Genomic DNA, 25599 nt, shown 5'->3' on the forward strand with positions numbered 1-25599 from the left:
GGCGTCGATTGCTAGGCCAAGGGGGACGGGCGGGCAACCACCCATCCCCCTGCTGCGCGGATCAGAAGCTGTAGAAGAGGCTGAGCCGCGCGGCGCGCCCTTCGCCCGGTGCCGCCCAGCCACCCGACACGACACCCGTGGTCGCGCTGATATTGTTGCGGATGCCGGTATAGTAATGCTTGTCGAACAGATTCTGGACATTGAGCTGCGCGGTCAGGCCGTTGTCGAAATTCCAAGACAGGAAGGCGCGGTGGACCCAATAGTCGTCCGACCGATACTGAGTGCGGTTGAACAGGTTGGACTGGTTGAGCGCGAAGCTGCCCTGATAGGTGACGCCATAACCAAGTTCCAGGCCGAAGGGCAGGCGGTAGCTGGTGTAGAGGCTGCCCGAATGTTTGGGCGTCTGGATGAGGGCGTCGCCCTTCGCCGGATCGGGCAGAGCCGCGCTGTTGGCACACGCGGCGCGCGGGCTGGCGATGCAGTCGTTCGACGTCCCCTGCACGATCTTGCTGTCAAGATAGGTGTAGTTGGCGAAGATCAGCCATTGCGGCGTGATGTTGCCGGTCAGGCCCAGCGCGACGCCGTCGACCCGCGAATGGCCGTCGAGCACCTGGAAGGTCGCGCCGGAGGCCGGGTCGTTGGTCGACACGCGGTAATTGGTGCGCTCGTTGCGGAACAACGCGGCGGTGGCGAGCAGCTTGCCGCCCATCAGGTTCGCCTTCGCGCCGATTTCGTAACTGCGCGCGGTTTCCGGGGCGACATCGCAATAATTGACGAAGGTGGCGCCCGATCCGGTGGTGCAGCCGGCGCGGACCGTGGCCGACGACGGCGTCTTGCTGTTGGCGTAGGCGGCATAGAGGCTGACATCGTCGGTCGGCTTGAACACCGCGCCGATACGATAGGAAAACAGGCTTTCCTTGCTGCGCTGGACGATACCGGGTGTGGTGCCGCCGCCCGCCGAAGGCAAGGCCACCGTATCGGCGCGGAAGATGTTGCGCACATCCTCATAGCGCAGGCCGCCATTCAGTTCGAACCGGCCAAATTCGATGGTATCGAACGCATAGATCGCAAGGTTGCGGTTTTCGCCATCGCTGTGGCCGGAGACGATGGCATTGACCGGCCCGGTCCAGCCGGTGTTCGGATTGGCAAGGCTGATATCCGGTTCAGCCAGCGTCGCGCCCGCCGGGGTCCGCAGCAGGTTGGCGCTGGTCAGGCGATAATCCTCCTGCGTGGCGGACGCGCCGATGACGAGCGTGTTGCGGACACCGCCAGCGTCGCCGGTGACGATGCGCAGGTCGGTCTGGCTGTAGAGAAGGTCATTGAGCTGATCGCGGACAAGGCCACGCGGGCCGGACGGGCGATAGGTGCCGGCGGCCATGCCGGTTGGACAGGCAAGCGGCGTCTTGAGGTCGATCGCGGTCACCGGCTGCACCCCACCGGGCAGGCAATAGGTGCCCTGCGGCGCGCTGGTGACGCTGTCCTGACGGATTCGCTGCCAGCGGCCGAGCGTCCGCAGCGAAACGGCGTCGCTGAACTGGTGCGCGAAGATGGCGGTGAAACGGTCGATATCGATATCCTGCCGGTCGAGATTGGCGATGCCGAAATAGTCGCTGTCGTCGACGCCGGGCAGCGGACCGTCCAGATTGGCGTTCGCGAAGAAGGGCACGCCATAGACTGGGGTGTTGCGGTCCTGCTGGTGGAAATAGGACAGGGTCAGGCTGGTCGGACCGTCCATGCCGAGCTTGACCGAAGGTGCAATGGCCCAGCGCTTGAAACGCTCGACATCGCGGCCCGGCAGATCGTTGCGGTGAAACATCGCGTTCAGGCGGACGCCGATGAATTCCGACGCCCGGATGTTACTGTCGAGCGTGGCGCGATAATAATCGTCGGTGCCCACGCCCGCCTCGACGATGGTGAGGCTGTCGGCCTGCGGCACCTTCGACACGAGGTTGATCGTGCCACCGACCGAGCCGGACCCGTTATAGACCGAGTTCGCGCCGTTATAGACTTCGACCTGCTGCATGTTGAACGGGTCGGTGCGGCTATATTGCGCGCTGTCGCGCACGCCGTCCTGGGTGATGTCGTTGTTGGCCGAATAGCCGCGCAGGTTGATGCTATCGCCATAGCCGCCGCCGCCCTCGCCCGCGCCGAAGGTGATGCCCGGCACGGTGGTCAGCACGTCGCGCAAGGTCAGCAGATTCTGCTTCTTGATCGTCTGGTCGGAAATGATGGTGATGGTCTGCGGCGTGTCGAGCACCGGCGCGGTATTCTTGGGATTGACGGTCTGGTCGGCGTAGATTTCGCCGGTGACGACGATGGAATCCTGCGCCATGACGGGCGCGGGCGCATCTGCCGCCTGGGCGGGCGCGGTCGCCAGTGCGCCGACACAGCTCAGGGCGAGGAAAGAAACGGAATTTGCGGCAACGGCCATGGATGGTTCCCCTGTTTGGATGGGGGACGGCTATTGCGAATAGTTCTTAATGTCAACGCTAATGCGAACAATTCCTATGAACGAAATTCACGCATGCGATCGAACAGCCAGCACCGGATGGCGCTGGCAAGGTTGGGTGCGGGATCTGCGGCAAGGCGCGCAACATCGATGCGCGCGATCAGGGCATTGATGGGAAGCCCCTCCTGCGCTGCCGCCCGGCGCAGCGCATCCCAGAAAATCGGTTCGAGGCTGATTGCCGTCTGATGACCGGCAATGGTCACGCTCCGCTTGATCGGCGGCGCGAAGGGCGGCCCGGAAGGTTGGTCAGGGCCGCCCGTCATCATCAATACATATGCTGGCCGCCGTTGATCGACAGCGTGCTGCCGGTCACGAAACCGCCCTCTTCACTACAGAAGAAGGCCACGCCGCGCGCGATCTCGCTGGCCTGGCCAAGGCGGCCGACCGGGATTTTCGCCACGATCTTTTCCAGCACCGGCGCTGGCACGGCGGCGACCATGTCGGTGTCGATATAGCCCGGCGCGATGGCGTTCACCGTCACCCCGACCTTTGCGCCCTCCTGTGCCAAAGCCTTGGTGAAGCCATGGATGCCCGACTTGGCGGCGGCATAGTTGACCTGGCCATATTGGCCGGCCTGGCCGTTGATCGAGCCGATATTGACGATACGGCCCCAGCCGCGTTCCCGCATCCCGCCAAATGTCGCCTTGGCCATGTTGAAGCAACCGCCCAGGTTGATGCGCATCACCTCATTCCAGTCGTCGAAGCTCATCTTCGCGAGCACGCCGTCGCGGGTGATGCCCGCATTGTTGACGACGATATCGACCGGGCCAAGCGCTTCGGTCACGGCGGCGCAGCCATCGAGACATGCCTGATGATCGCCCACATCCCATTTGAAGGAGGCAATGCCCGTGGCGTCGCTGAAAGCCTTCGCCTTCTCCTCATTACCGGCATAGTTGGCCGCAACGGTATAGCCCATATCCTTGAGCGCCAGGCTGATCGCCTCGCCGATGCCCCGCGTTCCGCCCGTCACGATCGCCACTCTCGACATATCAGCGTCCTCTTCCAAAGCGGGTCAGTCGATCCAACCCGAAAGTTCGCGGCTCATAAGCCTCTGGTAGAGAATGATAGCGTCGGCCGACGCATTTAGACAGGGCAAATAGGCGAAATTTTCACCACCTTGAGCCAAAAAAACATCTTTCGCGCGCAGGGCTATTTCCTCTAGTGTCTCAAGGCAATCCGCCGAGAATCCTGGTGTTATAACAACTATGTTGCGCACACCGTTTTTAACCAGATCGGTGAGCGTCGCTTCCGTTTCCGGTTCAAGCCACCTTGCCCGGCCGAAGCGCGACTGAAAGCTCATATGCACCGGCAAGGACAGGGCTTCGCGCAGCAGGCGGACGGTCTTGACCGACTGGCAATGATAGGGGTCGCCCAGATGCAGCGTGCGTTCGGGCATGCCGTGGAAACTGGCGAGCAGCGCGTCGGGCGTGAAGTCGAGCGCCGCGACATGGCGTTCGACCGAGGCCACCAGCGCGGCGATATAGGCCGGGTCGTCATGATAGGGCGGCAGGGTGCGGATGGCAGGCTGCCAGCGCATCGCCTTCAGCGCGGCGAAGGCGGCATCGTTCGCTGTCGCCGTCGTCGCGGCGCTATATTGCGGATAGAGCGGCGCCAGCAGGATGCGGTTGCAGCCCGCCGCCTTCATTGCCGCCAGCCGATCGGCGATGGCCGGATTGCCATAGCGCATCGCCCAGTCGACCCTCACCATGTCGCCCATCGCGACTTGCAGCGCCTGCGCGGTGGCGCGGGTGTGAACGGCGAGCGGCGACCCGTCATCGGTCCACACCTGTTGATAGGCATGGGCGGATTTCTTCGGCCGGGTCGTCAGGATCACGCCGCGCAGGATCGGCTGCCAGACCAGCGGGGGGATTTCGACCACGCGCCGGTCGGACAGGAACTCCGCCAGATAGCGCCGCACCGATTTGGCATCGGGCGCATCGGGCGTGCCGAGATTGATGAGGAGGACACCGACCTTGGGCGTCGGGATGGCGGGATGGTCCGGGGGGATGGTCATGCGGTTCCCACTAGCGGAAGGCTGCGCAGCCTTTGCCCTGTCCATGTGTACAGGGCGTTGGCGATGGCGGGGGCAACCAGCGGCGCGGCGAGATCGCCGACCCCTGCGGGATCGGCGGTGCTGCGCATCAGTTCGACCGTCACTTCGCCGATGTCACCGAGGCGCGGCAGGTTCATGCGCCCCAGCAAGGCACGGGTCGGCAGGCTGCGCTCATAGGGAACGGACGCGCCCATGGCATAGGCCAGACCATAGATCAGCCCGCCCTCAATCTGTTGCCGGGCGATATCGGGATTGACCTGATCGCCGGCATCGACCGCGGCGACGATCCGGCTGACGCTCAACCGCGCACCATCCATCGCGGCCTCGACCAGGACAGCGGCATAGGCGCCGTCCATCATATGGGTCGCAATCCCCTGCCCGCTACCCGGCACCCCGCCCTGCCAGCCCCCCATGGCGGCGGCGGTGGAGAGGCAATGGGCCAGGCGCGGATTGCCGCCCAGCATCTGGATGCGGAAGGACATGGCCTCCATATTGGCCAGATGCGCCAGTTCATCGACGAAACTTTCGGTGAAGAAGGCGCCGTGCAGATGGGCGTTGCCGCGCGTGAACCCCAATGGCAGGCCGACATCGGCCGGATAATGATCGACCGCCCAGTTGGGAATGGCATAGGGCGGGGCCATGCCGGCGACCGCCAGCCGGGTCGCCGTATCGGCTGCGCCCGCCGCCGCTTCATGGGGCAGCGCGCCGCCGGCGATCCGCGCCCAGGTCTGCGTCAGGGCGCAGGGGGTCGCGACCTTGGCCAGCCAGCCTTCGATCGCGCCGTTACGGCCAAGCTTCGCCGCCATGCGGGCATGGGCGGGCGCGCCGGGGCGATCCTGGATCACATCTTCCAGCCGCGACCATTGCAGTTGCACCGGACGGCCCATGTCGCGGGCGATGAGCGCGGCCTGCACCCCGGCCTCCCAGTCCATCTTGCGGCCGAAGGAGCCGCCGGCATGGAGCGGATAGAGCGTCACCGCGCGGGGCGAGAGGCCGAGCGCATCGGCGATGGCGTCGCGGGCAAGGCCGGGCGCCTGCGTCGCCATCCACACTTCCGCGCCGTCATCGTTGACGCGCGCGGTGGCGCAGAGCGGTTCCAGCGCCAGATGCAGGCCGGCATCGACCTGATATTCGCTGGCGAGGATGGTCGCCCCCTCAAACACCGGGAGCAGATCGCCCTGCGCATAGAGCCGGCGACCGGATGCACCGGAAAAAGCCTTCTCCAGCCTTTCGTCGATGCTGGCGCTGCTGACCGGCGCGCCGCGCAGGGTGAATACCGGATCGGCAAGGTCCAGCGCCTTGTTCGCCGCCCATGTGTTGCTGGCGACCGCCGCGACCCAGCGGTCCTGCCGCACCAGTTTCAGAAAGCCGGTAACGCCAGCGGGCGCGCGCGTGTCGAGGCCCGCCAGCAGCGCATCGCCGATCGGCCCCTGCCGGATCGAGGCATAGACCATGTCGGGCAGGCGGACGTCGGCGGCGAAATTATGGCTGCCATCGATCTTGGACGGGGTATCGAGGCGTGGCAGATCCTGCCCCGACAGGCGGCCATCCTGCCCCTGGCGCAGCGGCAATATGGCCGGCAGGTCGAAGTTCACACCGTCGCTGGCAATTTCGCCGATCTTCATCCGCCGCTCGGCCCCGTCGGAAATCAGACCGTCCTGAATGTCGCAGCTTTCCCATGCGATGCCCCAGCGCGCCGCCGCCGCCTTGCACAACAGCACCCGCGCGGCCGCGCCCGCATCGCGATAGGCGTCATGGAACATCGGCACCGAAGTACCGCCGCCGGTCAGCATCAGCGCGCTGCGGGTCGCATATTGGCCGATCGCCCAGTCGCCCGCGTCGCCCAGCAGCCGTGTCCAGTCGGTTGCCAGCCATTGGCGCGCCAGCAACGTGTTGGCGTAGAGCGGGCTGAGCGGCGCGCTTTGCACCGCGACGGTGCGCCAGTCGGCGCCCAGTTCGTCCGCCAGTATCTGCGGCAGGACGGTGGTGACGCCCTGCCCCATTTCGGTCTGCGGCACGATGACGATGATCTGGCCGGCCCGGTCGATCTTGAGGAAGGCGTTGACGACCGTTTCATCCGGTCCGGCATTCAGATTGGGCTGGTAGCTGCGCGGCCAGACGCCCCAGGCGATCAGCAACCCCGCCGCCGCGCCGCCGCCGACCAGCAATGTCCGCCGGTCGATGCCCCTGTTCCTGTCCGTTCGCTTCCGCGGTGCGCGCGCCATCCCCGCCTGATAGAGGGGCGTGGCGCGGATGCCTAGCGTTAATCGGCGGAGATCGGCGCAAGCCCCAGCCGGGGGATTTCGATCGCGGGGCAGCGATCCATCACCACCTTCAGGCCTGCCGCTTCGGCGCGGGCGGCGGCGGCATCGTTGATGACCCCGATCTGGAGCCAGACCGATTGCGCTCCGATCGCGATGGCTTCGTCCACAGCCTCCCCCGCCGCGCCGGGACGACGAAAGATGTCGACCATGTCAATCGACACACCGATGTCGGACAGGCGACCCCAGACAAATTCGCCATGGACATGTTCGCCCGCGATCTGCGGATTGACGGGCAGCACCCGATAGCCATGCCCTTGCAGGAAGCGCATCACGCCATAGCTGGGACGATCGGGCCGGTCGGAAATGCCGACGAGCGCGATGGTACGGGTTTGGGCAAGCAGGGTGGCTATGGCCTGCGGGTCGGTGAACGGCATGGGCGTCTCCTTCGCTGTCGAGATGGGGATGCCGCCGGGCGATGCAAGCCGTCACCGATTGAAGGACCATCCCTGCCCCGTTGGGCAAGCCCGTCCATTCGGTCAGGGAGAAGGGGAAAAGGTCAGGCCGTCGCCTTGAGCCAGTCCGCGACCTTCCGTGCAATCGCGTGGAAGGCGCCGGCATGGGGCCCTTCGCCGGCCGCCGGGGGATCGCCAGCGTCAGACCGGCTGCGAATGTCGATCGCCAGCGGAATACGGCCGAGGAAAGGCATGGACAGGTCGCCCGCTGTGCTTTCCGCGCCGCCCTGACCAAAGGGATCGGAGACTTCGCCGCAATGGGGGCAGGCATAGCCGGCCATATTTTCCACCAGCCCGACCATCGGCACGCCGGCCTGGTTGAACAGGCTGACCGCGCGGGTAGCGTCGATCAGCGCCAGATCCTGCGGCGTGGACACGATCACCGCGCCGGCCGGCTTGTGCTTTTGAACCATCGACAATTGGATATCGCCGGTGCCGGGCGGCATGTCGACCACCAGCAATTCGGCATCGCCCCAATGCGCGTCGATCAGTTGCGACAGCGCATTGCCCGCCATCGGCCCGCGCCATGCCAGCGCCTTGCCCGGTTCGACCAGATGCGCCATCGACAGCATCGGGATGCCCAGCGTGCCGGTGACAGGCACCAGCTTCTTGTCGCGGGCGACCGGCTTCTGGTCCTCGCTGTCCATCAGTTTCGCCTGCGACGGGCCATAAATGTCGGCATCGACCAGCCCGACCCGGATTCCCAGTCGATGCAAGGCGACGGCGAGATTGGCGGACAGGGTGGATTTGCCCACCCCGCCCTTGCCCGACGCGATGGCAAGGATGCGCAAGGCCCTGCGTTCAGCGGTCATGGCCAGTCGCACGTCCGTCACCCCCGGCACCGTCAGGGCGCCTTCGCGGATCGCGGCGGCCAGGCCGTCACGCTGTTCCATGGACAATCCGCCCACGTCGAGCGCGATCGTCATCACCCCGTCCCTGACGCGCGGGGGGCTGGCACGGCCGTCGGTCAGGGCGGTCAGGCGGGCGGCGAAATCGTCTAGATCGGTCATGGCGAGGCTCTCTAGGAAAGTTTCGCAGCCTTTGGCACTGTTTTTCGTGAAAAAGCCTTCCTATAGATGAAGCATGAAAAGACTATCCGGGTGGATGCCCGCAATCGCAGCAATGGTTCAAGGCCCCTGGGGCGGCAAGAATGACGGCCCTGACGGGGACGGGCAGAAGGGCGGCGATGGCGGCCCGCGCAATCCGTGGACCCAGCCGGGCAAATCCGGCGGTGGCCAGAAAGGCCCTTCCGCAATCGAGGAATTGCTGCGCCGGGGCCGTGAAAGCTTCGGCCAGGGCGGCGGCGGTGGCGGCGGCTTTGGCGGCCTGCCATCCCGTGGCAGCGGCAAGGCGCTGTGGCCACTGGCGATCGGGCTGGTCGTTATATTGTGGGTGGTGCTCACCAGCTTCCACCGCGTCGGCCCGCAGGAACGCGGCGTCGTGACCATGCTGGGCAAATATAGCCGCACCCTTTCACCGGGCATCAGCCTGACCCTGCCCGCCCCGTTCGAGGCGGTAACGACGGTCGATGTCGAGGAAATCCGCACCATCGATATCGGATCGGTCAGCGCGGAAAGCGAAAATCTGGTGCTGACCGGCGACCAGAACATCATCGACCTGGCCTATTCGGTGCGGTGGAACATCCGCAACCCGGAACTTTATCTGTTCCAACTGTCCGACCCGGACGCCAGCGTGCGCGAAGTCGCCGAAAGCGCCATGCGCGCGGTGTTGGCCAGCGTCAGCCTGGACGATGCGCTGGGCGCGGGCCGCACCGGCATCGAGCAACAGGTCGAACAGAAGATGCAGGAAATATTGGACGGATATCGTTCGGGCATCCGCATTCAGGGTGTCGCGATCAAGCAGGCGGACCCGCCCACCGCGGTCAACGACGCCTTCAAGGGCGTGTCCGCCGCGCAACAGACGGCGCAGACCTATCTGAACGAAGCCCGCGCCGCCGCGCAGCAGGTGACGGCCAAGGCGCAGGGCGAGGCCGCCGCCTTCGACAAGGTGTATGAACAATATAAGCTGGCGCCCGACGTAACCCGCCGGCGCATGTATTATGAAACCATGGAGGGCGTGCTGTCCAACGTCGACAAGACCATCGTCGAAGGCGGCAATGTGACGCCCTATCTGCCACTGCCCGAAATCAAGCGCCGGGCGCAGGCATCCCCTGCCCAGGGCGCCGCCGCCACGGAGGGCCAGTAAGATGCGCCATCCCGTCGCCGCCGCCCTGATTGCCCTGGTCGTGCTGATCCTTGTGGGCAGCACCATCGCGATCGTGCCGGAAACCAAGCAGGGCGTGATCGTCCGCTTCGGCAACCCGGAATATATCGTCAACCGCTATCGCCAGAATGAGAAGTTCGGCCAGACCGGCGCGGGCGTGATCGTGCGCGCGCCCTTCATCGACCAGATCGTCTGGATCGACAAGCGCGTGCTGTCGGTCGAGATGGAGCGGCAGCAGGTGCTGTCGACCGACCAGTTGCGGCTTCAGGTCGACGCCTTCGCCCGGTATCGCATCGTCGATCCGCTGCGCATGTATATCGCGGCGGGCAATGAGGAACGTGTGGGAGAGGCGCTGCGCCCCATCCTGGGCTCCGCCCTGCGCAACGAACTGGGCAAGCGGCCCTTCGCCGCGCTGCTCTCGCCCGAACGCGGCCAGGTGATGGACAATATCGAGGCAGGGCTCAATCGCGTCGCCCGCCAATATGGCGCGCAGATTGTCGATGTGCGGATCAAGCGCGCCGACCTGCCCGATGGCACGCCGCTGGACAATACGTTCACCCGGATGCGGACGGCCCGCGAGCAAGAGGCGGCGACGATCCGCGCCCAGGGCGCCAAGCAGGCGCAGATCATCCGCGCCGAGGCCGACGCCAATGCCGCGCGCATCTACGCCGAAAGCTATGGCAAGGACCCGGCCTTCTATGATTTCTACCGGGCGATGCAGAGCTATCGCTACACCTTCGCCCCCGAACGGGGTGGCCAGACCAATATCATCCTGTCGCCGGACAATGAATTCCTGCGGCAATTCCAGGGACGGCGTTAAACTTTCGTCATGATCCGCCGCGGATCATTACGGAACCAGCGCCATTCAATGAGGGTTAAGGGAAAGCGGCGCAGTCAGGGCTTCCTAAAAGTCCCGCCTTCCTTAATCCTGAAGCTTTGAAGAGGACCGTCACGAGTGCGTTACGCTTATGCCATTACCGGCGCCCTGCTGCTCGGCGGCACCGCCATCGCCGTCACGACCAGTTCCAATGTCGGCGCGCAGGTCGCACAGAATGAAGGATTGCAGGCCGCCGCGCCGGCCGGCGCCCCCGCCAGCCTGGCCGACATGGTCGAAAAACTGCAACCGGCCGTCGTCAACATCTCCACCAAGCAGCGGGTGAAGGTCCAGAACCCGTTTGCCGGCACCCCCTTTGGCGAACTGTTCGGCCAGGGCCAGGGCGGCGGCCAGCCGCAGACCCGGCAGGCCCAGTCGCTGGGTTCGGGCTTCATCATCTCGGCCGACGGCTATATCGTCACCAACAATCATGTGGTGTCGGCCGGGGCGGAAGGCGCGTCGGTGGATTCGATCACCGTGACGCTGACCAACAAGGAAGAATATTCCGCCAAGCTGGTCGGCCGCGACGCCGCGACCGACCTGGCCGTGCTGAAGATCGAATCGACCAAGCCCCTGCCCTTCGTCAAGTTCGGCGACAGCACCAAGGCGCGCGTGGGCGACTGGGTGGTCGCGATCGGCAACCCCTTCGCCCTGTCGGGCACGGTGACGGCGGGCATCATTTCCGCCCTGCATCGCGGCACCGGCGGCAGCTATGACAAGTTCATCCAGACCGATGCGTCGATCAACCAGGGCAACTCCGGCGGCCCGATGTTCGACATGCGCGGCAATGTGATCGGCATCAACAGCCAGATCCTGTCGCCATCGGGCGGCAATGTCGGCATCGGCTTTGCCATCCCGTCCGAACAGGCGGCGCCGATCGTCGACACGCTGCGCAAGGGACAGGCGATCAAGCGCGGCTATCTGGGCGTGCAGATCAGCCCGCTGGGCGAGGATCTGGCCGACTCGCTGGGGCTGGCCAAGAATCGCGGCGAATTCGTCCAGGGCGTGGAGCCGGGCAAGGGTGCGGAAAAGGCCGGGATCAAGGCGGGCGACGTGATCGTCAGCGTCGCTGGCCAGGAAGTCAGCCCCGACCAGAATCTGTCTTCCATCGTCGCCAATCAGCCGATCGGCGCGCGTGTGCCGATCGTGCTGCTGCGCAACGGCCAGCGTCAGACCGTGACCGCCGTGGTGGGCGAACGGCCGTCGGAAGAGGAACTGAACAGCTTCGCCCCCCAGCAGGACGATGATTTCAGCCAGCAGGACCAGAATCCGGGTCAGGCGACGCAACAGTCGCTGGGCATTTCCGCGATCCCGCTGACACCCGGCATCATCCGCCAGCTCGGCATCCCGGCCGACACGCGCGGCATCGTCATCACCGCAGTCGACGGATCGACCGATGCCGGCGCCAAGGGCCTGCGCCGCGGCGACGTGATCATCAGCGCCAACAACCAGCCGGTCGCCACCCAGGCGCAGCTCGACGCTCAGGTCAAGGCGGTGGCGGCCCAGAACCGCAGCGCCATCCTGCTCCAGGTGCTGCGTCGCGGCCAGCCGGTGACATTCCTGCCGGTGCGTTTGCGCGACAAATAAGCGGCACTTGCGATAATAGGTTTCCGTTCTTTAGAATGGAGACGCCATATCAGACCCGTTCGGGCTGAGCCTGTCGAAGCCATCGCCTTCTGCAACGGAAGAGCCCTTCGACAGGCTCAGGGCGAACGGGTTGTTTTTTTGGGGGTGAGGCAGCATGAGCGACGGCATTTTCATCGGCCTTGGCGCACCGGAGAAAGAAGGCCCGGACGGTGCGAAAGGCGTGCCGCAGTCGCTGAACCTGCGCCGCGCCAACCGCCACGGGCTGATCGCGGGGGCAACCGGCACCGGCAAGACGGTGACGTTGCAGGGCATCGCCGAAAGCTTCTCTGCCCTGGGCGTCCCGGTGTTCATGGCCGATGTGAAGGGCGACCTGGCCGGCATCGCCATGGCGGGATCCCCCACCGCGAAAAATGCCGACAAACTCGTCGCGCGCGCCGCCGAAGTCGGCATCCCCAACTATGTCTATGCCGACAATCCGGCGATCTTCTGGGATCTGTACGGGCAGCAGGGTCATCCGGTCCGCACCACGGTCAGCGAAATGGGGCCGCTGCTGCTGGCGCGGTTGATGGGCCTTAACGAAACGCAGGAAGGCGTGCTGACGATCGCCTTCACCTATGCCGACGAGGAAGGATTGCTGCTGCTGGACCTGGACGATCTCCAGGCGATGCTGGCCTATTGCGCGGACAATGCCGATATGCTGTCGACCCGCTACGGCAATGTGACGAAGGCCAGTGTCGGGGCGATCCAGCGGCAATTGCTGCAACTGGAATCCCAGGGCGGCGACCATTTTTTCGGCGAGCCCGCGCTCGACATTCAGGACATGTTGCAGGTGGACGATCAGGGCCGCGGCTATGTGAATGTCCTGGCGGCCGACAGGCTGATGCAGAGCCCGAAACTGTATGCGACCTTCCTGCTGTGGCTGCTGTCCGAACTGTTCGAAACGCTGCCGGAGGTGGGCGACCCCGACAAGCCCAGGCTGGTCTTTTTCTTCGATGAAGCCCATCTGCTGTTCGAGGATGCGCCCAAGGCATTGACCGACAAGATCGAACAGGTGGTTCGCCTGATCCGGTCCAAGGGCGTGGGCGTCTATTTCGTGACGCAAAACCCGATCGACATTCCCGAAGATGTCGCAGGCCAGCTCGGCAACCGGGTGCAGCATGCGCTGCGCGCCTTCACGCCGCGCGACCAGAAAGCGATCAAGGCGGCGGCGGAGACGTTCCGCATCAACCCCGATCTGGATGTCGAGACGGCGATCACCCAGTTGAAGGTCGGCGAGGCGCTGGTGTCGCTGTTGCAGGAGGACGGATCCCCCGGCATCGTGCAACGCACGCTGATCGCCCCGCCCCGCTCGCGACTGGGGCCGCTGGACGCCAGGGAGCGGGCGATCATCCAGTCGACCTCACCTGTTGCAGGCAAATATGACCAGGCGGTCGACCGGGAATCGGCGGAGGAAATATTGGCGGCACGGGGACAGGCCGCCGCTGCCGCCGCACAGGCACAAAAGGCGCAGGCCGAGGCGGACAAGGCCGCCGCCGCACAGGCAAAGGCCGAAGCGAAACAGCGCGAGGCCGAAGCGCGCGAAGCGGCCAGGCCCAGCGCCTTCGACAAGGCGATCCAGTCCGCCACCCGCGCGGCGGGATCATCGGTCGGGCGGCAGGTCGCCAACGAACTGGGCCGCGCCGTGTTCGGCGGATCGTCGCGCCGCAAGTCATCGGGTGGCGGCATCGCCGGCCAGTTGGTGCGCGGCATATTGGGCAGCCTGTTCAAATAGGCTAAGGTGGCGCGCCGGCAGACAGGCGGCGGGCCAGGGAGGCAGAAACCATGAAAGCGACAGCGAGTGGAACAGCTATATTGATGGTGCTGGCGTCGCCGGTGCAGGCCCAAAACGGCATTCATCCCCGTGATGTCGTGACAGCGGCGATCGCCAGCGACATTGCCCGCGACCGTCAGGCCGAGCGCGATGCCACGCGCACGCCCTATGCGTCGCCCGGCTATGGCCGGATCGGGTCGGCCGCGGCAGCCCGCGACGCCTGCGCGGCCAAGGCGCTCCAGCAGGCCGGACGCCAGGCGAAACTGATCGGCCGGCCAAGCGCCAGCAGCATGTCGACCGGCTGGGAGGTGGAAGGCGCGATCGCCCTGCCCGACGGCGGCGATGTCCCCTTCGTCTGTTCAGTGCGCAACGGATCGGTCAGCGGGGTGCTGTTGCGGTGGTAGCAACAGCATGGGATGAAGGACTGGCGGGCCGGCACCGTCAGGGATCATGGCGCGGCGCTAAAGCCGGCTGCGTGGCCATCCTTGCCCGGACAAGGCAGGATGATGGTGGCTGAGCGGGTTGGGAAGGCCCGGCCATAAATCCTGCCCCTCATGTCCCGTCCTTTGCGCAGCCGGTCCAGCATTTCCTGTTCTATTTTCCCGGAAGGCCAATCGCCGCCTTCACCCAGCGCCACTCCTGCCCTACATGGGTCGTCATGAATGCCCCCCTCTATAACAAGGACATATTGCGGCTGGCCGCCAGCATCCCGCATCATGCGCGTCTGGCGGACGCGCAGGCGAGCGTGGAGAAGCGGTCGCCGACCTGCGGATCGCGGGTGACGGCGGACGTGCGGATGGCCGATGGCCGGCTGGCCGCGATGGGGCTGGACGTGAAAGCCTGCGCATTGGGGCAGGCATCGGCGGCGCTGATGGCGGCGCAGGCGATCGGGCTGAGCGCCGACGAACTGGCCGACGCGCGTGATCGGCTGGCCGCTTATCTGTCCGGGGCGAGCGACGATCTCGACTTCTGGCCGGGCCTTGCCGTGCTGGCCCCGGCGCGCGGATACCCCGCCCGTCACGCCTCCATCAAGCTGGGCTTCGAGGCGATCGCCGAAGCCGCCCGCATGGCCGACGCCTGATGGCAGCGCATCCCGCCGTGAGCGCAACCGACATATTATTGTCCGAAGGCGTCATCCTGTTGGGGGCCGCCGTATTTTTCGTGCTGCTGTTCCGGCGGTTCGGGCTGGGTGCGGTGCTGGGCTATCTGGTCGCGGGCGCGCTGGTCGGGCCGCAGGGGCTGGGGCTGGTGGGTGGCGGCGAATCGAAGCTGGCCATCGCGGAAATCGGCATCGTGCTGCTGCTGTTCCTGGTCGGGCTGGAACTGCACCCGGCGCGACTGTGGCGATTGAAACGTGATATCTTCGCGCTCGGCCTGGCGCAGGTGGTGACGTGCGGCTGCGCGCTCACCGCGATCATCTTCTATTCGACCGGCTTTACCTGGGGCGCGGCGATCGCGCTTGGCCTGCCGCTCGCCCTCTCCTCCACGGCGCAGGTGCTGCCGGGGCTGAAATCGAGCGGACGCATCAACTCGCCCTTTGGCGAGAAGGTGTTTTCGATCCTGCTGTTCCAGGATCTGTCGATCGTCCCGCTGATCACCATCGTCGCCGCCCTGTCGCGCAATCCCGATGATGTCGGCGGGCCACCGGGATGGATGATGGCCGCCTATACCGTGGCCGCCATCGCCGGGCTGGTGCTGGCGGGACGTTTCATCCTGCGGCCGTTATTGGCGCTGGTCGGGCGGATGGGCGAGCGTGAACTGTTCGTGGTCGTCGGCCTGTTCACCGTGCTGGCGGCGGCTGCATTGATGCACGCGCTGCACCTGTCGACCGCGCTGGGCGCCTTCGTCGCGGGCGTCATGCTGGCCGATTCGCCCTATCGGCATGAGATCGAATCGGACGTGGAACCGTTCCGGTCGATCCTGCTCGGCCTGTTCTTCCTGGCGGTCGGCATGGTGCTGGACCTGCACGCCGTTGCCGCCAACCCGCTATTCGTGGTGACGATGGCGCTGGCGCTGGTGGCGACCAAGGCGGCAATCATCGCCGGCCTGGCCCGTTTGTTCGGCATGGAATGGCGTCCTGCGATGGGTGCGGGGCTGCTGCTGAGCCAGGGGGGCGAGTTCGGCTTCGTGCTGTTCGCGCAGGCGCAAAATGCGCTGCTGATCGCGCCCGAAGCGTCCAGCCTGTTCAGTGCGATCGTCACTTTCTCCATGGCGACGACGCCGTTCCTGATGCTGTTCGCCCGCCGGTTCGAATTCGCCAAGCCCAGGGAGGGCGACGCCCCGCCCGGCCCGGAGGATGCGCCGCGCGGCAGCGCCATCATCGTGGGCTATGGCCGGTTCGGCCAGACAGTGGCGCAGATGCTGATGGGCCATGGCTTCGCCGTCACCCTGATCGACAAGAAGCCGGCGCAGATCGAGGTGTCGAGCCGGTTCGACATGAAGGTCTATTATGGCGACGGAACCCGCATGGACCTGCTCCACCGCGCTGGCGCGGACGAGGCGCGGCTGATCGCCTTCTGCATCGACGATCCCTCGCTCGACGCGCGTGTGCTCCAGCCGATCGCTGAGGCATTTCCGCAAGCGGCGCTGATGGTTCGCGCGTTCGACCGGCGACAGGTGCTGGCCTTGCAGGAAATGGACCTGGCCGGCATCGTCCGCGAAGTCTATGAATCCGCCATCTGCATGGGCGTGCAGGCAATGGAGGCGCTGGGCGTACCGCAGGAGGAAGTGGAAGAGGTCGAGCGCCAATATCGCGCCAATGACGAACAGCGCCTGGTGCTCCAGATCGAACATGGCAATTTGCTGGCGGCCAAGGACTTAATGTATCGGCCCGGCCGGGCCATGCGCCTGCTGAGCCGGGGGGATGGAGAAGAGGCATGATCGCGATACTGGCCTGCCTGTCTGCGGCACTGGCGATCGGCGCGGGCGCGTTCGGCGCGCATGGCGTGGCCGATCCCAAGGCGGCGGAATGGCTGCGCACCGGCGGCATGTATCAACTGATCCACGCCGTCGCGGCGGTGGCGATACTGGGCGTGGCGCGTGGCGCGGCGGCCGTAATGCTGGTCGGCGCGGCAATCTTTGCCACCTGCCTTTATGTCATGGCGCTGGGCGGTCCCAAATGGCTGGGCGCGGTCACGCCGGTCGGCGGCACGCTGATGATCGGCGGATGGCTGTGGGCGGCCTGGTGCTTCCACCGGCCTTAAAACGCCCTCCCCTTGCCGGAAGGCAGAGCCACGCATAGATTGGGACCATGGCCAACCACGCTCACCACCATCATCAGGAACCGACCGGCGCGAAGCTGGCCGACGCTGCCCGCGCCACGCTGGAGGCGCAGAACGAGCAATGGACGCCGATGCGCGCCGCCATTTTCGATGCGCTGGCGGCCGAGGAAAAGCCCGCATCCGCCTATGACATCGCCGACAATGTATCGAAAGCGCGCGGCAAGCGGGTGGCACCCAACAGCGTCTATCGCATCCTGGACCTGTTCGTGGCGAACAATATCGCGATGCGGGTGGAAAGCGCCAACGCCTATATCGCCAACGCCCATCCCGGCTGTCACCACGACTGCATCTTCCTGGTCTGCGACATTTGCGGACAGGTGACGCATATCGACAATGATCCGATCACATCGTCGTTGCGGATGGCGGCGGAAGCGGCGGGATTCACCCCCCGGCGTGCGGTGATCGAAATGCGCGGCGCGTGCAACGCGCACTGAGCGCCGCTTTGCCATGAACATGGTCGAATGGGGCGCGGCCGCGCTGGGCCTCGTAAACATCGTTCTGGTCGCGCGCCGGTCCTTGTGGAACTATCCGTTCGGCATCGCGATGGTGGCGCTCTATTTCTTCGTTTTTGTCGAGGCAAAACTGTACAGCGACGCGCTGCTCCAGATCTTCTTCCTGGTCATCAACCTCTATGGCTGGTGGAACTGGATGCGGAGCGACCGGATTGCCGATGGCGGCGTTGCGGTCGGGCGGCTCGACCATCGCGCGCGGCTGCTCTGGCTGGCCGGCACGGCGGTCGCGGCGCTGGCATGGGGCGCGATGATGGCGCGCTTCACCGATGCCGCCGCGCCCTTTGCCGATGCGAGCATCGCAGGCATGAGCGTGGCCGCGCAAATCCTGCAATCCCAGCGCAAATATGAAAGCTGGGTCTTGTGGATCGCGGTCGATGCATTGGCGACGGGCCTGTTCTGGAGCCGAGGGCTGGTGGCGACGGCGATCCTCTATGCGATCTTCTTCGGGGTCGCGCTGTGCGGGCTGGTCGCGTGGCGGCGGACGATGGCGCAGGCGGCGGCATGACGATCAGCGTGGTCCTGCATGGGGTCGAGAGCACGGGCAAGTCGGTGCTGGCGGAGCGGTTGGCCGGGCATTTCGGCACGATATGGGTGCCTGAATATGGCCGCACCCATGCCGAAATCCATGGCGTGGCGATGGACGAGGCGGACCTGCTGTTGATCGGCCGGACGCAGGCGGCAATGATCGCGGCGGCGATGCCGCGGGCGAACCGCTTCCTGTTCGCCGACACCGATTCGCTGATGACCGCCGCCTGGGCGCAGATGATGATCGGGCATGTCCCTAAAGACCTGATGACGTATCAGAGGGCCGACCTGTATCTTCTGCTGGAACCCGATGTAGCCTGGGTGCCTGATGCCCTCCGCATCTATGGCGACGATCCGGTCCGGGCGCGCTTTGCCGATATCAGCCGGGCGGTGCTGGAACAGGCGGGCGTGCACTGGGCCTCGATCGGCGGCGATTGGGACGCGCGTTTCGCCCAGGCGGTGACGATCGTGGAGAATTTCGCCCCGCCAAAGTCATTGCAAGGGTTCGACTTGCGCCGAGAAAACGAGTAGGCACATCCCATGTCCAGTCCCGCCACGCCGTTGCTCGATACGGTCAACACCCCCGCCGACCTGCGCCAGTTGCAGCCCGACCAGCTCCGCCAGTTAGCCGACGAACTGCGCGCGGAAACCATTGCGGCGGTCGGTGTAACCGGCGGTCATCTGGGGTCTGGCCTGGGCGTCGTCGAACTGACGACCGCCATTCACTATGTATTCGATACGCCCAACGACAAGCTGGTCTGGGACGTCGGCCATCAATGCTATCCGCACAAGATTTTGACCGGCCGGCGCGACCGCATCCGCACCCTGCGCACAGGTGGCGGCCTGTCCGGTTTCACCAAGCGCGCCGAATCCGAATATGATCCGTTCGGCGCGGCGCACAGCTCGACCTCGATCAGCGCGGCGCTGGGCTTTGCCGTCGCCAACAGGATGCAGGACCAGCCGGGCAAGGGCATCGCCGTGATCGGCGACGGTGCCATGTCGGCGGGCATGGCCTATGAAGCCATGAACAATGCGCGGGAGGCCGGCAACCGGCTGATCGTCATCCTCAATGACAATGACATGTCGATCGCCCCGCCGGTGGGCGGCCTGTCCGCCTACCTCGCCCGGCTGGTGTCGAGCCGCGAATTTCTGGGCCTGCGCGACCTGGCCAAGCGGCTGGTGCGCCGTCTGCCCCGCCCGCTCCACAATGCCGCCCGCAAGACCGACGAGTTCGCGCGCGGCATGGCGATGGGCGGGACATTGTTCGAGGAACTGGGCTTTTACTATGTCGGCCCGGTCGACGGCCATAATCTGGACCAGTTGATCCCGGTGCTGGAAAATGTCCGCGACGCGGCGGAAGGACCGTGCCTGATCCATGTCGTGACGCAGAAGGGCAAGGGCTATGCCCCGGCCGAAGCGGCGGCCGACAAATATCATGGCGTGCAGAAATTCGATGTCATCACCGGCGCGCAGGCGAAAGCGCCGCCCGGACCGCCCAGCTATACCAATGTGTTCGCGCAGGCGCTGATCGCCGAGGCGCAGCGCGACGCCAAGGTGTGCGCCATCACCGCGGCGATGCCGTCGGGCACGGGCCTCGACAAGTTCCAGGCGGCCTTCCCCGACCGGACGTTCGATGTCGGCATTGCCGAACAACATGCCGTGACCTTTGCCGCCGGCCTTGCGGCGCAGGGGATGCGCCCCTTCTGCGCCATCTATTCGACCTTCCTGCAACGCGCCTACGACCAGGTGGTGCATGATGTGGCGATCCAGAATCTGCCGGTCCGCTTCGCCATCGACCGGGCTGGGCTGGTCGGTGCGGACGGCTCTACCCATGCCGGCAGTTTCGACGTGACCTATCTGGCCAGCCTGCCCAATTTCGTGGTGATGGCCGCCGCCGACGAAGCGGAACTGGTGAACATGGTCCATACCTGCGCCGTCCATGACAGCGGGCCGATCGCGGTGCGCTACCCGCGCGGCAACGGCACCGGCGTCGCCATGCCGGCCATTCCCGAACGGCTGGAAATCGGCAAGGGCCGGATCGTGCGCGAAGGGCGGCAAGTGGCCATTCTTTCGCTCGGCACAAGGCTGGAGGAAGCGATGAAGGCGGCCGAAGCGCTGGAGGCCAAGGGCCTGTCCACCACCATCGCCGACCTGCGCTTCGCCAAGCCGCTGGACGAAGCGATGATCCGCCGGCTGCTGACCACCCATGAGGTCGCCGTCACCATAGAGGAAGGCGCGATCGGCGGCCTTGGCGCGCATGTGCTGACGCTGGCGAGCGACCTGGGCCTGATCGACAATGGCCTGAAACTGCGCACCATGCGCCTGCCCGACATTTTCCAGGACCAGGACAAGCCGGAAAAACAATATGCCGACGCGCGGCTGGATGCGGATGCAATTGTCACTACCATCCTGACCGCATTGCGGCATAACAGCGCGAACATGGGTGCGGAGGTCCGCGCCTGAAGCTCTTGATTCAGGGGGACTGATGACGAATGCGATTGCCCGCCATGTCGAGGAACATGGCTTTATTCCGCTGAGCTGGGCGGCCGGGACCAAGGGCGCGGACTATCTGAACCTGGGCGACGCGCTCAGCCCCGCCATGCTGTCGATGCTGACGGGCCTGCCGGTCCAGCATGAACCGATGGTGGGCGACATGCTGCGCATGGCGTCGGTCGGGTCGATCGGGCAAAATTATGCGCGGGGCGAAGTCTGGTTCTGGGGCACGGGTTCGTCCCACTATACCATTGGCGCCGGTGGAGAAAAAACGCTCTACAGCCGGCCGGCAGGCACCGATGTGCATATCTGCTCCACGCGCGGTCCCTTTTCCCGCAAGGTGCTGAACGATGGCGTGCCGGTTGCGCCGGATTCGGCCTTTGGCGACCCGGTGTGGATTTTGCCGGACTTCTATCCGGGACCAGTCGAGAAGAAATGGGATCTGGGCGTCCTCATCCATCTGGTCGACCTGGCCGATCGCGATACCGAAGCGCATCCCAAGGATTATGCCCGCTATGTCGTGCCGGATGAATTTGCCGGATCGGTCAAATTGCTGAACACCGTCACGCCCCGGACGGTCGATGGACTGAAACAGCGGCTGGACGACATTCTCTCCTGCCGCCGGCTGGTGTCGACCAGCCTGCACGGCATGGTCTTTGCTGAAAGCTATGGCATCCCCTGCCTGTATTTCGGGGTGCGCGGCCCGAACAAGGGGCTGGCCATGATCGACCTGGACGTGAATGACGACAAGCAGATCGATACCCGCTTCACCGACCTTTATCTGGGCATGGGCAAGCCGCGCCTGCCCATCTATGTGCAGAATCGCAAGCTGCCGACCGATTGGGCGGATGTGATGCGCGCGGTTGACCGCGGCTGGACGCCGGTGGGCTTTGATGCCCAGCCGATGATAGACGCCTGCCCCCTGCCCGCCAATCCGATCAAGGCGCCCGACGGCGGCACGATATTCGACCATCCGCTGATTCGCGGGATGCCGCTGCTGGGCGGGGAGCGGACGACGCTCTGACTTTCAGGACGACGCTTTGGCGTTCAGAGCGTCGTCCCATGTCATGCCTTTACTGTTGCGACGTGGCGGCGCGCGCGTCCTGGCCGTCGCCTTCGGGCGCGGCGATGATGCTGCGGGTGGTGGCGCCCTTGTCCACCACTTCGGTCGCCGGATCGCCAGCGGTCGAGCGGATGCCCGCCGCCGCATTGGCGCGGCCGGCGGCGCTCAGGGTCGTCGTCTCGCTGGCGCTGCGGGCGGCGGGACCGCCGAACATGGCCTGCATCGCTTCGCTGCGCGAATCGACCACGGCGGCTGCCGGTGTGCCGGGGGCGGGCGGCACCAGCGCGAAATCGGGTGGGATCACCAGCGGCGCCTGGCGCGAAACGGCGAATTCATCGGGGCGATCACGGTTGAACAGGCCGCCACCGCCGCCACAGGCGGACAGGGTTGCAACAAGGCCGGCGGCGAGGATCAGGTTACGCTTCACTTCAAATTCTCCGTCTTTGCGCCCTTGTCGCGCAGCAGCAGCGCGCGCGCAAGCAGGATCAGCACGCCGATGGTGATGGCGGCGTCAGCCAGGTTGAAAATCAGGAAAGGCCGCCATTCGCCGAAATGCAGGTCCGCATAATCAATGACATAGCCCAGCCGCATCCGATCGACGATATTGCCGATCGCGCCGCCCAGGACCAGGCCCAGCGCCGCGACATCCTGCCGCGCGCGCTCCCGCCACATCCACACGCCGACGAAACCGGCGATCAGCATGGTCATGCCGACCAGCGCCCAGCGGGCAGTGTCGTTATCGGCGTGGAAGAAGCCCATGGAAACGCCGCGATTTTCCAGCCAGCGCAGGCGGAAGAAGGGCAGTATCTCGATCCCTGCATCGGCGCGGCTTTTGAGCGCCAGCGGATAGGTGACGCTATATTTGATGAGCTGATCGAGCGCGAGCGTGACGATCGCGACGGTCAGGCCAAGCGGGCGGTGGTTGACGGGCGCGGTCATGCGTCGGCCTTCAGCACATCGTCGCAACGGTTGCAGAGCGATCCGTCCTCCGTCACTTCGGGCAGCAGCCGCCAACAGCGGCCGCATTTGTGCCAGTCGCTCGGCTTGACGATGATGCCGTCGCCCACGCCCATCTCGATGCGGGCGACGATGGCGATCTCGGCGAAGTTCACACCGTCGCTGGGCAGCAATTCACCCATCGTCACATCGGCCTCCAGGCTGGAGCGAATGATCTTTTCGCGGCGGAAGGGTTCGATCGCTTCATTGACCTGTTCGCGCTGGTCGCGCAGCAGCGTCCACTTGTTGTCCAGATGCTGGTTGATCCAATGCTTGTCGATCTCCGGCCATTCCAGGAAATGGACGCTATCCTCGTCACTTGGGAAACGGCTTTGCCAGATTTCCTCAGCAGTGAAGGGGATGATCGGCGCGACATAGCGGACCAGCGCATGGAACAGCGTGTCGAGCAGGGTGCGATAGGCACGGCGCCTGGGGTCGGATTGCGCGTCGCAATAGAGGCAATCCTTGCGAATGTCGAAGAAGAAGGCGGACAGGTCGCTGTTGGCGAAATCGAAGATCGCACGGGTGTAGCGGCTGAATTCAAGCCAGTTTTCGCTATTCGCAACCTTGTCCACGACCGATCTGAGTTCAGCGTCCAGTGTCGCCAGCCGGTGGAGCATATAGCGTTCCAGCTCCGGCATTTCGGCATAGGAAACTGCTTCCGTTTCCTCATCATAGTCGGAAAGAGCGCCGAGCATATAACGGAAAGTATTGCGTAATTTGCGATAGGCGTCGGACGAACCGGCCAGCACTTCCTTGCCGATGCGGACATCATCGAAATAGTCGGTGCTGGCGACCCATACGCGCAGAATGTCCGCGCCGCTTTCGCTCATGATCTTGAGCGGATCGACGCCATTGCCCTTGGCCTTCGACATCTTTGTGCCATCAGCGGCGAGCGCGAAGCCGTGGGTCAGCACCGCGTCATAGGGTGCGCGGCCCCGCGTGCCGCAGTTTTCCAGCAGCGAGGACTGGAACCAGCCGCGATGCTGGTCGGACCCTTCGACATAGAGATCGGCGCGGGTGCCTGCCCCATAGCGGGCCTCCACGACGAAACTGTGGGTGGAGCCGCTGTCGAACCAGACGTCGAGAATGTCGTTCACGACCTCATAGTCATTGAGGTCGTAGTCCGGGCCGAGCAGTGCCTGATGATCCGCCCCGAACCACGCATCCGCACCGCCGGCCTTGAACGCTTCGACGATCCGGGCATTGACTGCCTGATCAACCAGATACTCGCCGCTCTTGCGATGGACATAGAGGGCGATCGGCACGCCCCAGGCGCGCTGGCGGCTGATGACCCAGTCGGGGCGACCTTCGACCATGGAGCGGATGCGGTTCGTCGAGCGCTCCGGCACCCAGCGAGTGTGTTCGATGGCGTCGAGCGCGACTTCGCGCAGCGTCGGGCCGTTGCCGCCACTCAGCACAAGAGAGCCGCTCAACGTGCCCCTGCCGAGTTCCCCCGTCCGGTCCATCGGGATGAACCATTGCGGGGTGCAGCGATAGATAAGCGGGGCTTTCGAGCGCCAGCTATGGGGATAGCTATGCCGCGTGCTTTCATCGTTGCGGACAGTCAGCAATGCGCCCGCGGCCCTGAGATCGCTGCAAATCGGGCCATCCGGTGCGAGCAGCTTCTTGTTGATGACCGACAGCGACTTGTCCTGCGGCCAGATCCAGTCGTCCCGATAGGTGCCATCGCCTTGCACCGCGAATATCGGCGCGAGGGGGAGCGATTTCGTGCCAAGCGTCGGTGCAAATCGCTTGCACAGTTCAAAGTCATCCTCGCCATGGTCGGGCGCCATATGGACAAGACCGGTGCCAGCGTCGGTGGTGACGAAATCGCCGGGCAGGAACGGGCGCGGTTCAGCGAAGAAACCGCCGAGCGCGTGCATCGGGTGACGGGCGGTGGCACCAGCGAGGTCGGAGCCTTTAATACGCAGCACGTTGAACGGGAAGATTCGTGACCCCGCTCCAAATCGAAGCTCAATGTCTCGATTCATCCGAATAAAAAGAGATTCGAGCAAAGCCTCTGCAACCAATATTCTACGACCTCTTGAAAACTCCAAAAGCTCATTCGAACTGGTCGAACGATTCTCCTCACCGACCCCAAAGTCTACGAGGACATACTCAATATCTTCCCCATAAGCGATCGCCTGGTTCACCGGGATCGTCCAGGGCGTCGTCGTCCAGATCACCGCATAAGCGCCAACCAGCTCCGGCGCATTAGGAGCGTCCACGATTTCGAATGCCACGTCGATCTGGGTCGAGGTCACATCCTCATACTCAACCTCGGCCTCGGCCAGCGCGGTCTTTTCGACCGGGGACCACATCACCGGCTTGGCACCGCGATAGAGCTGGCGGTTTTCCGCGAATTTCAGCAGTTCGCCAACGATGGTAGCTTCGCTATCGAACTTCATCGTCAGATACGGATCGGCCCAGTCGCCCATCACGCCCAGCCGCTTGAACTGCTCCTTCTGCACGCCCACCCATTTGTCGGCATAGGCGCGGCACTGGGCGCGGAATTCGGCGGCGGGCACCTCGTCCTTGTTCAGCTTCTTCTTGCGATATTCCTCCTCGATCTTCCATTCGATCGGCAGGCCGTGGCAGTCCCAGCCGGGGACATAGGGCGCATCCTTGCCCAGCAGCGACTGGCTGCGGACGATGATGTCCTTCAGCACCTTGTTCATCGCATGGCCCATATGGATGTCGCCATTGGCGTAGGGCGGGCCGTCATGCAGGATGAAGCGTTCGCGCCCAGCGCGCCGCTCACGCAGCTTGCCATAGAGGTCCATCGCCTCCCACTTGGCGGCGATGGCCGGTTCCTTCTGCGCCAGCCCCGCCTTCATCGGAAAGTCGGTGACAGGGAGGAATACGGTGGCTTTATAGTCGGGCTGGTCGGTCAT

Annotated in this window: 23 protein-coding genes; 13 read left to right on the top strand and 10 right to left on the bottom strand. The window is 64.9% G+C overall.

What is annotated here, in order from left to right:
- Window positions 1–61: 61 nt before the first annotated feature.
- The 7 genes from Q4610_RS14255 to Q4610_RS14285 all read right to left on the bottom strand — a co-directional run bounded on the left by Q4610_RS14255 (window position 62) and on the right by Q4610_RS14285 (window position 8150).
- Window positions 62–2431 carry a TonB-dependent receptor gene (locus Q4610_RS14255; protein WP_304536626.1) on the bottom strand — a complete coding sequence of 790 codons (2370 nt, stop codon included), beginning with the start codon at window positions 2429–2431 and terminating at the stop codon, window positions 62–64.
- 74 nt (window positions 2432–2505) lie between these two features.
- Window positions 2506–2775 (bottom strand): ribbon-helix-helix domain-containing protein, encoded by a 270-nt coding sequence (locus tag Q4610_RS14260; RefSeq protein ID WP_304536627.1) that lies wholly within the window; start codon window positions 2773–2775, stop codon window positions 2506–2508.
- Window positions 2775–3497, bottom strand: a complete 723-nt coding sequence (phbB, locus tag Q4610_RS14265; protein ID WP_304536628.1) for an acetoacetyl-CoA reductase — start codon at window positions 3495–3497, stop codon at window positions 2775–2777. Before phbB ends, Q4610_RS14260 begins: the two co-directional genes overlap by 1 nt.
- A 24-nt stretch (window positions 3498–3521) precedes the next feature.
- Window positions 3522–4523, bottom strand: coding sequence for a ferrochelatase (gene hemH, locus Q4610_RS14270; protein ID WP_304536629.1), 1002 nt, complete (start codon window positions 4521–4523; stop codon window positions 3522–3524).
- Window positions 4520–6787, bottom strand: coding sequence for a xanthine dehydrogenase family protein molybdopterin-binding subunit (locus tag Q4610_RS14275; RefSeq protein ID WP_304536630.1), 2268 nt, complete (start codon window positions 6785–6787; stop codon window positions 4520–4522). The genes hemH and Q4610_RS14275 overlap by 4 nt, the downstream gene beginning before the upstream one ends.
- Before the next feature lie 38 nt (window positions 6788–6825).
- Window positions 6826–7260, bottom strand: a complete 435-nt coding sequence (locus Q4610_RS14280; RefSeq protein ID WP_304536631.1) for a CoA-binding protein — start codon at window positions 7258–7260, stop codon at window positions 6826–6828.
- 122 nt (window positions 7261–7382) lie between these two features.
- Window positions 7383–8150 carry an Mrp/NBP35 family ATP-binding protein gene (locus Q4610_RS14285; RefSeq protein ID WP_425262569.1) on the bottom strand — a complete coding sequence of 256 codons (768 nt, stop codon included), beginning with the start codon at window positions 8148–8150 and terminating at the stop codon, window positions 7383–7385.
- A gap of 271 nt (window positions 8151–8421) precedes the next feature.
- On the opposite strand from Q4610_RS14285, the gene hflK reads away from it, so the two are divergent.
- The 13 genes from hflK to Q4610_RS14350 all read left to right on the top strand — a co-directional run bounded on the left by hflK (window position 8422) and on the right by Q4610_RS14350 (window position 21667).
- Entirely contained in the window at window positions 8422–9543 is a 1122-nt protein-coding gene (gene hflK, locus Q4610_RS14290) for an FtsH protease activity modulator HflK (RefSeq protein ID WP_304536633.1), read from the top strand.
- Window position 9544: 1 nt separating this feature from the next.
- The gene (hflC, locus tag Q4610_RS14295; RefSeq protein ID WP_304536634.1) at window positions 9545–10381 is read left to right on the top strand and encodes a protease modulator HflC; all 837 of its coding nucleotides are present in this window, start codon (window positions 9545–9547) and stop codon (window positions 10379–10381) included.
- Between the two features lie 135 nt (window positions 10382–10516).
- Complete coding sequence (locus Q4610_RS14300) at window positions 10517–12022, top strand: Do family serine endopeptidase (protein WP_304536635.1); 1506 nt, start codon at window positions 10517–10519, stop codon at window positions 12020–12022.
- Window positions 12023–12176: 154 nt separating this feature from the next.
- A complete protein-coding gene (locus Q4610_RS14305; RefSeq protein WP_304536636.1) occupies window positions 12177–13793 on the top strand; it encodes a helicase HerA-like domain-containing protein in 1617 nt (538 codons plus the stop codon).
- 50 nt (window positions 13794–13843) lie between these two features.
- The gene (locus Q4610_RS14310) at window positions 13844–14236 is read left to right on the top strand and encodes a hypothetical protein (RefSeq protein ID WP_304536637.1); all 393 of its coding nucleotides are present in this window, start codon (window positions 13844–13846) and stop codon (window positions 14234–14236) included.
- Window positions 14237–14490: 254 nt separating this feature from the next.
- Window positions 14491–14913 (top strand): iron-sulfur cluster assembly scaffold protein, encoded by a 423-nt coding sequence (locus tag Q4610_RS14315; protein WP_304536638.1) that lies wholly within the window; start codon window positions 14491–14493, stop codon window positions 14911–14913.
- Window positions 14913–16712 carry a cation:proton antiporter domain-containing protein gene (locus Q4610_RS14320; RefSeq protein ID WP_304536639.1) on the top strand — a complete coding sequence of 600 codons (1800 nt, stop codon included), beginning with the start codon at window positions 14913–14915 and terminating at the stop codon, window positions 16710–16712. The genes Q4610_RS14315 and Q4610_RS14320 overlap by 1 nt, the downstream gene beginning before the upstream one ends.
- Window positions 16709–17035: a DUF423 domain-containing protein gene (locus Q4610_RS14325; protein WP_304536640.1), complete on the top strand. Its 327-nt coding sequence runs from the start codon at window positions 16709–16711 to the stop codon at window positions 17033–17035. Before Q4610_RS14320 ends, Q4610_RS14325 begins: the two co-directional genes overlap by 4 nt.
- A 47-nt stretch (window positions 17036–17082) precedes the next feature.
- Window positions 17083–17547, top strand: a complete 465-nt coding sequence (locus Q4610_RS14330) for a Fur family transcriptional regulator (protein ID WP_304536641.1) — start codon at window positions 17083–17085, stop codon at window positions 17545–17547.
- A 13-nt stretch (window positions 17548–17560) separates the two neighbouring features.
- Window positions 17561–18130 (top strand): nicotinamide riboside transporter PnuC, encoded by a 570-nt coding sequence (pnuC, locus tag Q4610_RS14335; RefSeq protein WP_304536642.1) that lies wholly within the window; start codon window positions 17561–17563, stop codon window positions 18128–18130.
- Window positions 18127–18681, top strand: a complete 555-nt coding sequence (locus Q4610_RS14340; RefSeq protein WP_304536643.1) for an ATP-binding protein — start codon at window positions 18127–18129, stop codon at window positions 18679–18681. Before pnuC ends, Q4610_RS14340 begins: the two co-directional genes overlap by 4 nt.
- Before the next feature lie 9 nt (window positions 18682–18690).
- Window positions 18691–20613 (top strand): 1-deoxy-D-xylulose-5-phosphate synthase, encoded by a 1923-nt coding sequence (gene dxs / locus Q4610_RS14345; RefSeq protein ID WP_304536644.1) that lies wholly within the window; start codon window positions 18691–18693, stop codon window positions 20611–20613.
- A 22-nt stretch (window positions 20614–20635) separates the two neighbouring features.
- Window positions 20636–21667, top strand: coding sequence for a polysaccharide pyruvyl transferase family protein (locus Q4610_RS14350; protein WP_304536645.1), 1032 nt, complete (start codon window positions 20636–20638; stop codon window positions 21665–21667).
- 49 nt (window positions 21668–21716) lie between these two features.
- On the opposite strand, the gene Q4610_RS14355 is transcribed toward Q4610_RS14350, so the two are convergent.
- Genes Q4610_RS14355 through ileS form a run of 3 tightly spaced genes read right to left on the bottom strand, consistent with a single transcriptional unit; the run spans window position 21717 to window position 25599 of the window.
- A complete protein-coding gene (locus tag Q4610_RS14355; RefSeq protein ID WP_304536646.1) occupies window positions 21717–22133 on the bottom strand; it encodes a DUF3035 domain-containing protein in 417 nt (138 codons plus the stop codon).
- The gene (lspA, locus tag Q4610_RS14360) at window positions 22130–22645 is read right to left on the bottom strand and encodes a signal peptidase II (protein WP_304536647.1); all 516 of its coding nucleotides are present in this window, start codon (window positions 22643–22645) and stop codon (window positions 22130–22132) included. The genes Q4610_RS14355 and lspA overlap by 4 nt, the downstream gene beginning before the upstream one ends.
- Window positions 22642–25599 (bottom strand): isoleucine--tRNA ligase, encoded by a 2958-nt coding sequence (gene ileS / locus Q4610_RS14365; protein ID WP_304536648.1) that lies wholly within the window; start codon window positions 25597–25599, stop codon window positions 22642–22644. The genes lspA and ileS overlap by 4 nt, the downstream gene beginning before the upstream one ends.

The organism is Sphingobium cyanobacteriorum (assembly GCF_030580935.1).
Classification (GTDB): Bacteria; Pseudomonadota; Alphaproteobacteria; order Sphingomonadales; family Sphingomonadaceae; genus Sphingobium; species Sphingobium cyanobacteriorum.

Coding starts and splice junctions, on each gene's coding strand:
- Q4610_RS14255 (WP_304536626.1), bottom strand. CDS start 2,431: ATGGCCGTTGCCGCAAATTCCGTTTCTTTCCTCGCCCTGAGCTGTGTC.
- Q4610_RS14260 (WP_304536627.1), bottom strand. CDS start 2,775: ATGATGACGGGCGGCCCTGACCAACCTTCCGGGCCGCCCTTCGCGCCG.
- phbB (WP_304536628.1), bottom strand. CDS start 3,497: ATGTCGAGAGTGGCGATCGTGACGGGCGGAACGCGGGGCATCGGCGAG.
- hemH (WP_304536629.1), bottom strand. CDS start 4,523: ATGACCATCCCCCCGGACCATCCCGCCATCCCGACGCCCAAGGTCGGT.
- Q4610_RS14275 (WP_304536630.1), bottom strand. CDS start 6,787: ATGGCGCGCGCACCGCGGAAGCGAACGGACAGGAACAGGGGCATCGAC.
- Q4610_RS14280 (WP_304536631.1), bottom strand. CDS start 7,260: ATGCCGTTCACCGACCCGCAGGCCATAGCCACCCTGCTTGCCCAAACC.
- Q4610_RS14285 (WP_425262569.1), bottom strand. CDS start 8,150: ATGACCGCTGAACGCAGGGCCTTGCGCATCCTTGCCATCGCGTCGGGC.
- hflK (WP_304536633.1), top strand. CDS start 8,422: ATGAAAAGACTATCCGGGTGGATGCCCGCAATCGCAGCAATGGTTCAA.
- hflC (WP_304536634.1), top strand. CDS start 9,545: ATGCGCCATCCCGTCGCCGCCGCCCTGATTGCCCTGGTCGTGCTGATC.
- Q4610_RS14305 (WP_304536636.1), top strand. CDS start 12,177: ATGAGCGACGGCATTTTCATCGGCCTTGGCGCACCGGAGAAAGAAGGC.
- Q4610_RS14310 (WP_304536637.1), top strand. CDS start 13,844: ATGAAAGCGACAGCGAGTGGAACAGCTATATTGATGGTGCTGGCGTCG.
- Q4610_RS14315 (WP_304536638.1), top strand. CDS start 14,491: ATGAATGCCCCCCTCTATAACAAGGACATATTGCGGCTGGCCGCCAGC.
- Q4610_RS14320 (WP_304536639.1), top strand. CDS start 14,913: ATGGCAGCGCATCCCGCCGTGAGCGCAACCGACATATTATTGTCCGAA.
- Q4610_RS14325 (WP_304536640.1), top strand. CDS start 16,709: ATGATCGCGATACTGGCCTGCCTGTCTGCGGCACTGGCGATCGGCGCG.
- Q4610_RS14330 (WP_304536641.1), top strand. CDS start 17,083: ATGGCCAACCACGCTCACCACCATCATCAGGAACCGACCGGCGCGAAG.
- pnuC (WP_304536642.1), top strand. CDS start 17,561: ATGAACATGGTCGAATGGGGCGCGGCCGCGCTGGGCCTCGTAAACATC.
- Q4610_RS14340 (WP_304536643.1), top strand. CDS start 18,127: ATGACGATCAGCGTGGTCCTGCATGGGGTCGAGAGCACGGGCAAGTCG.
- dxs (WP_304536644.1), top strand. CDS start 18,691: ATGTCCAGTCCCGCCACGCCGTTGCTCGATACGGTCAACACCCCCGCC.
- Q4610_RS14350 (WP_304536645.1), top strand. CDS start 20,636: ATGACGAATGCGATTGCCCGCCATGTCGAGGAACATGGCTTTATTCCG.
- lspA (WP_304536647.1), bottom strand. CDS start 22,645: ATGACCGCGCCCGTCAACCACCGCCCGCTTGGCCTGACCGTCGCGATC.
- ileS (WP_304536648.1), bottom strand. CDS start 25,599: ATGACCGACCAGCCCGACTATAAAGCCACCGTATTCCTCCCTGTCACC.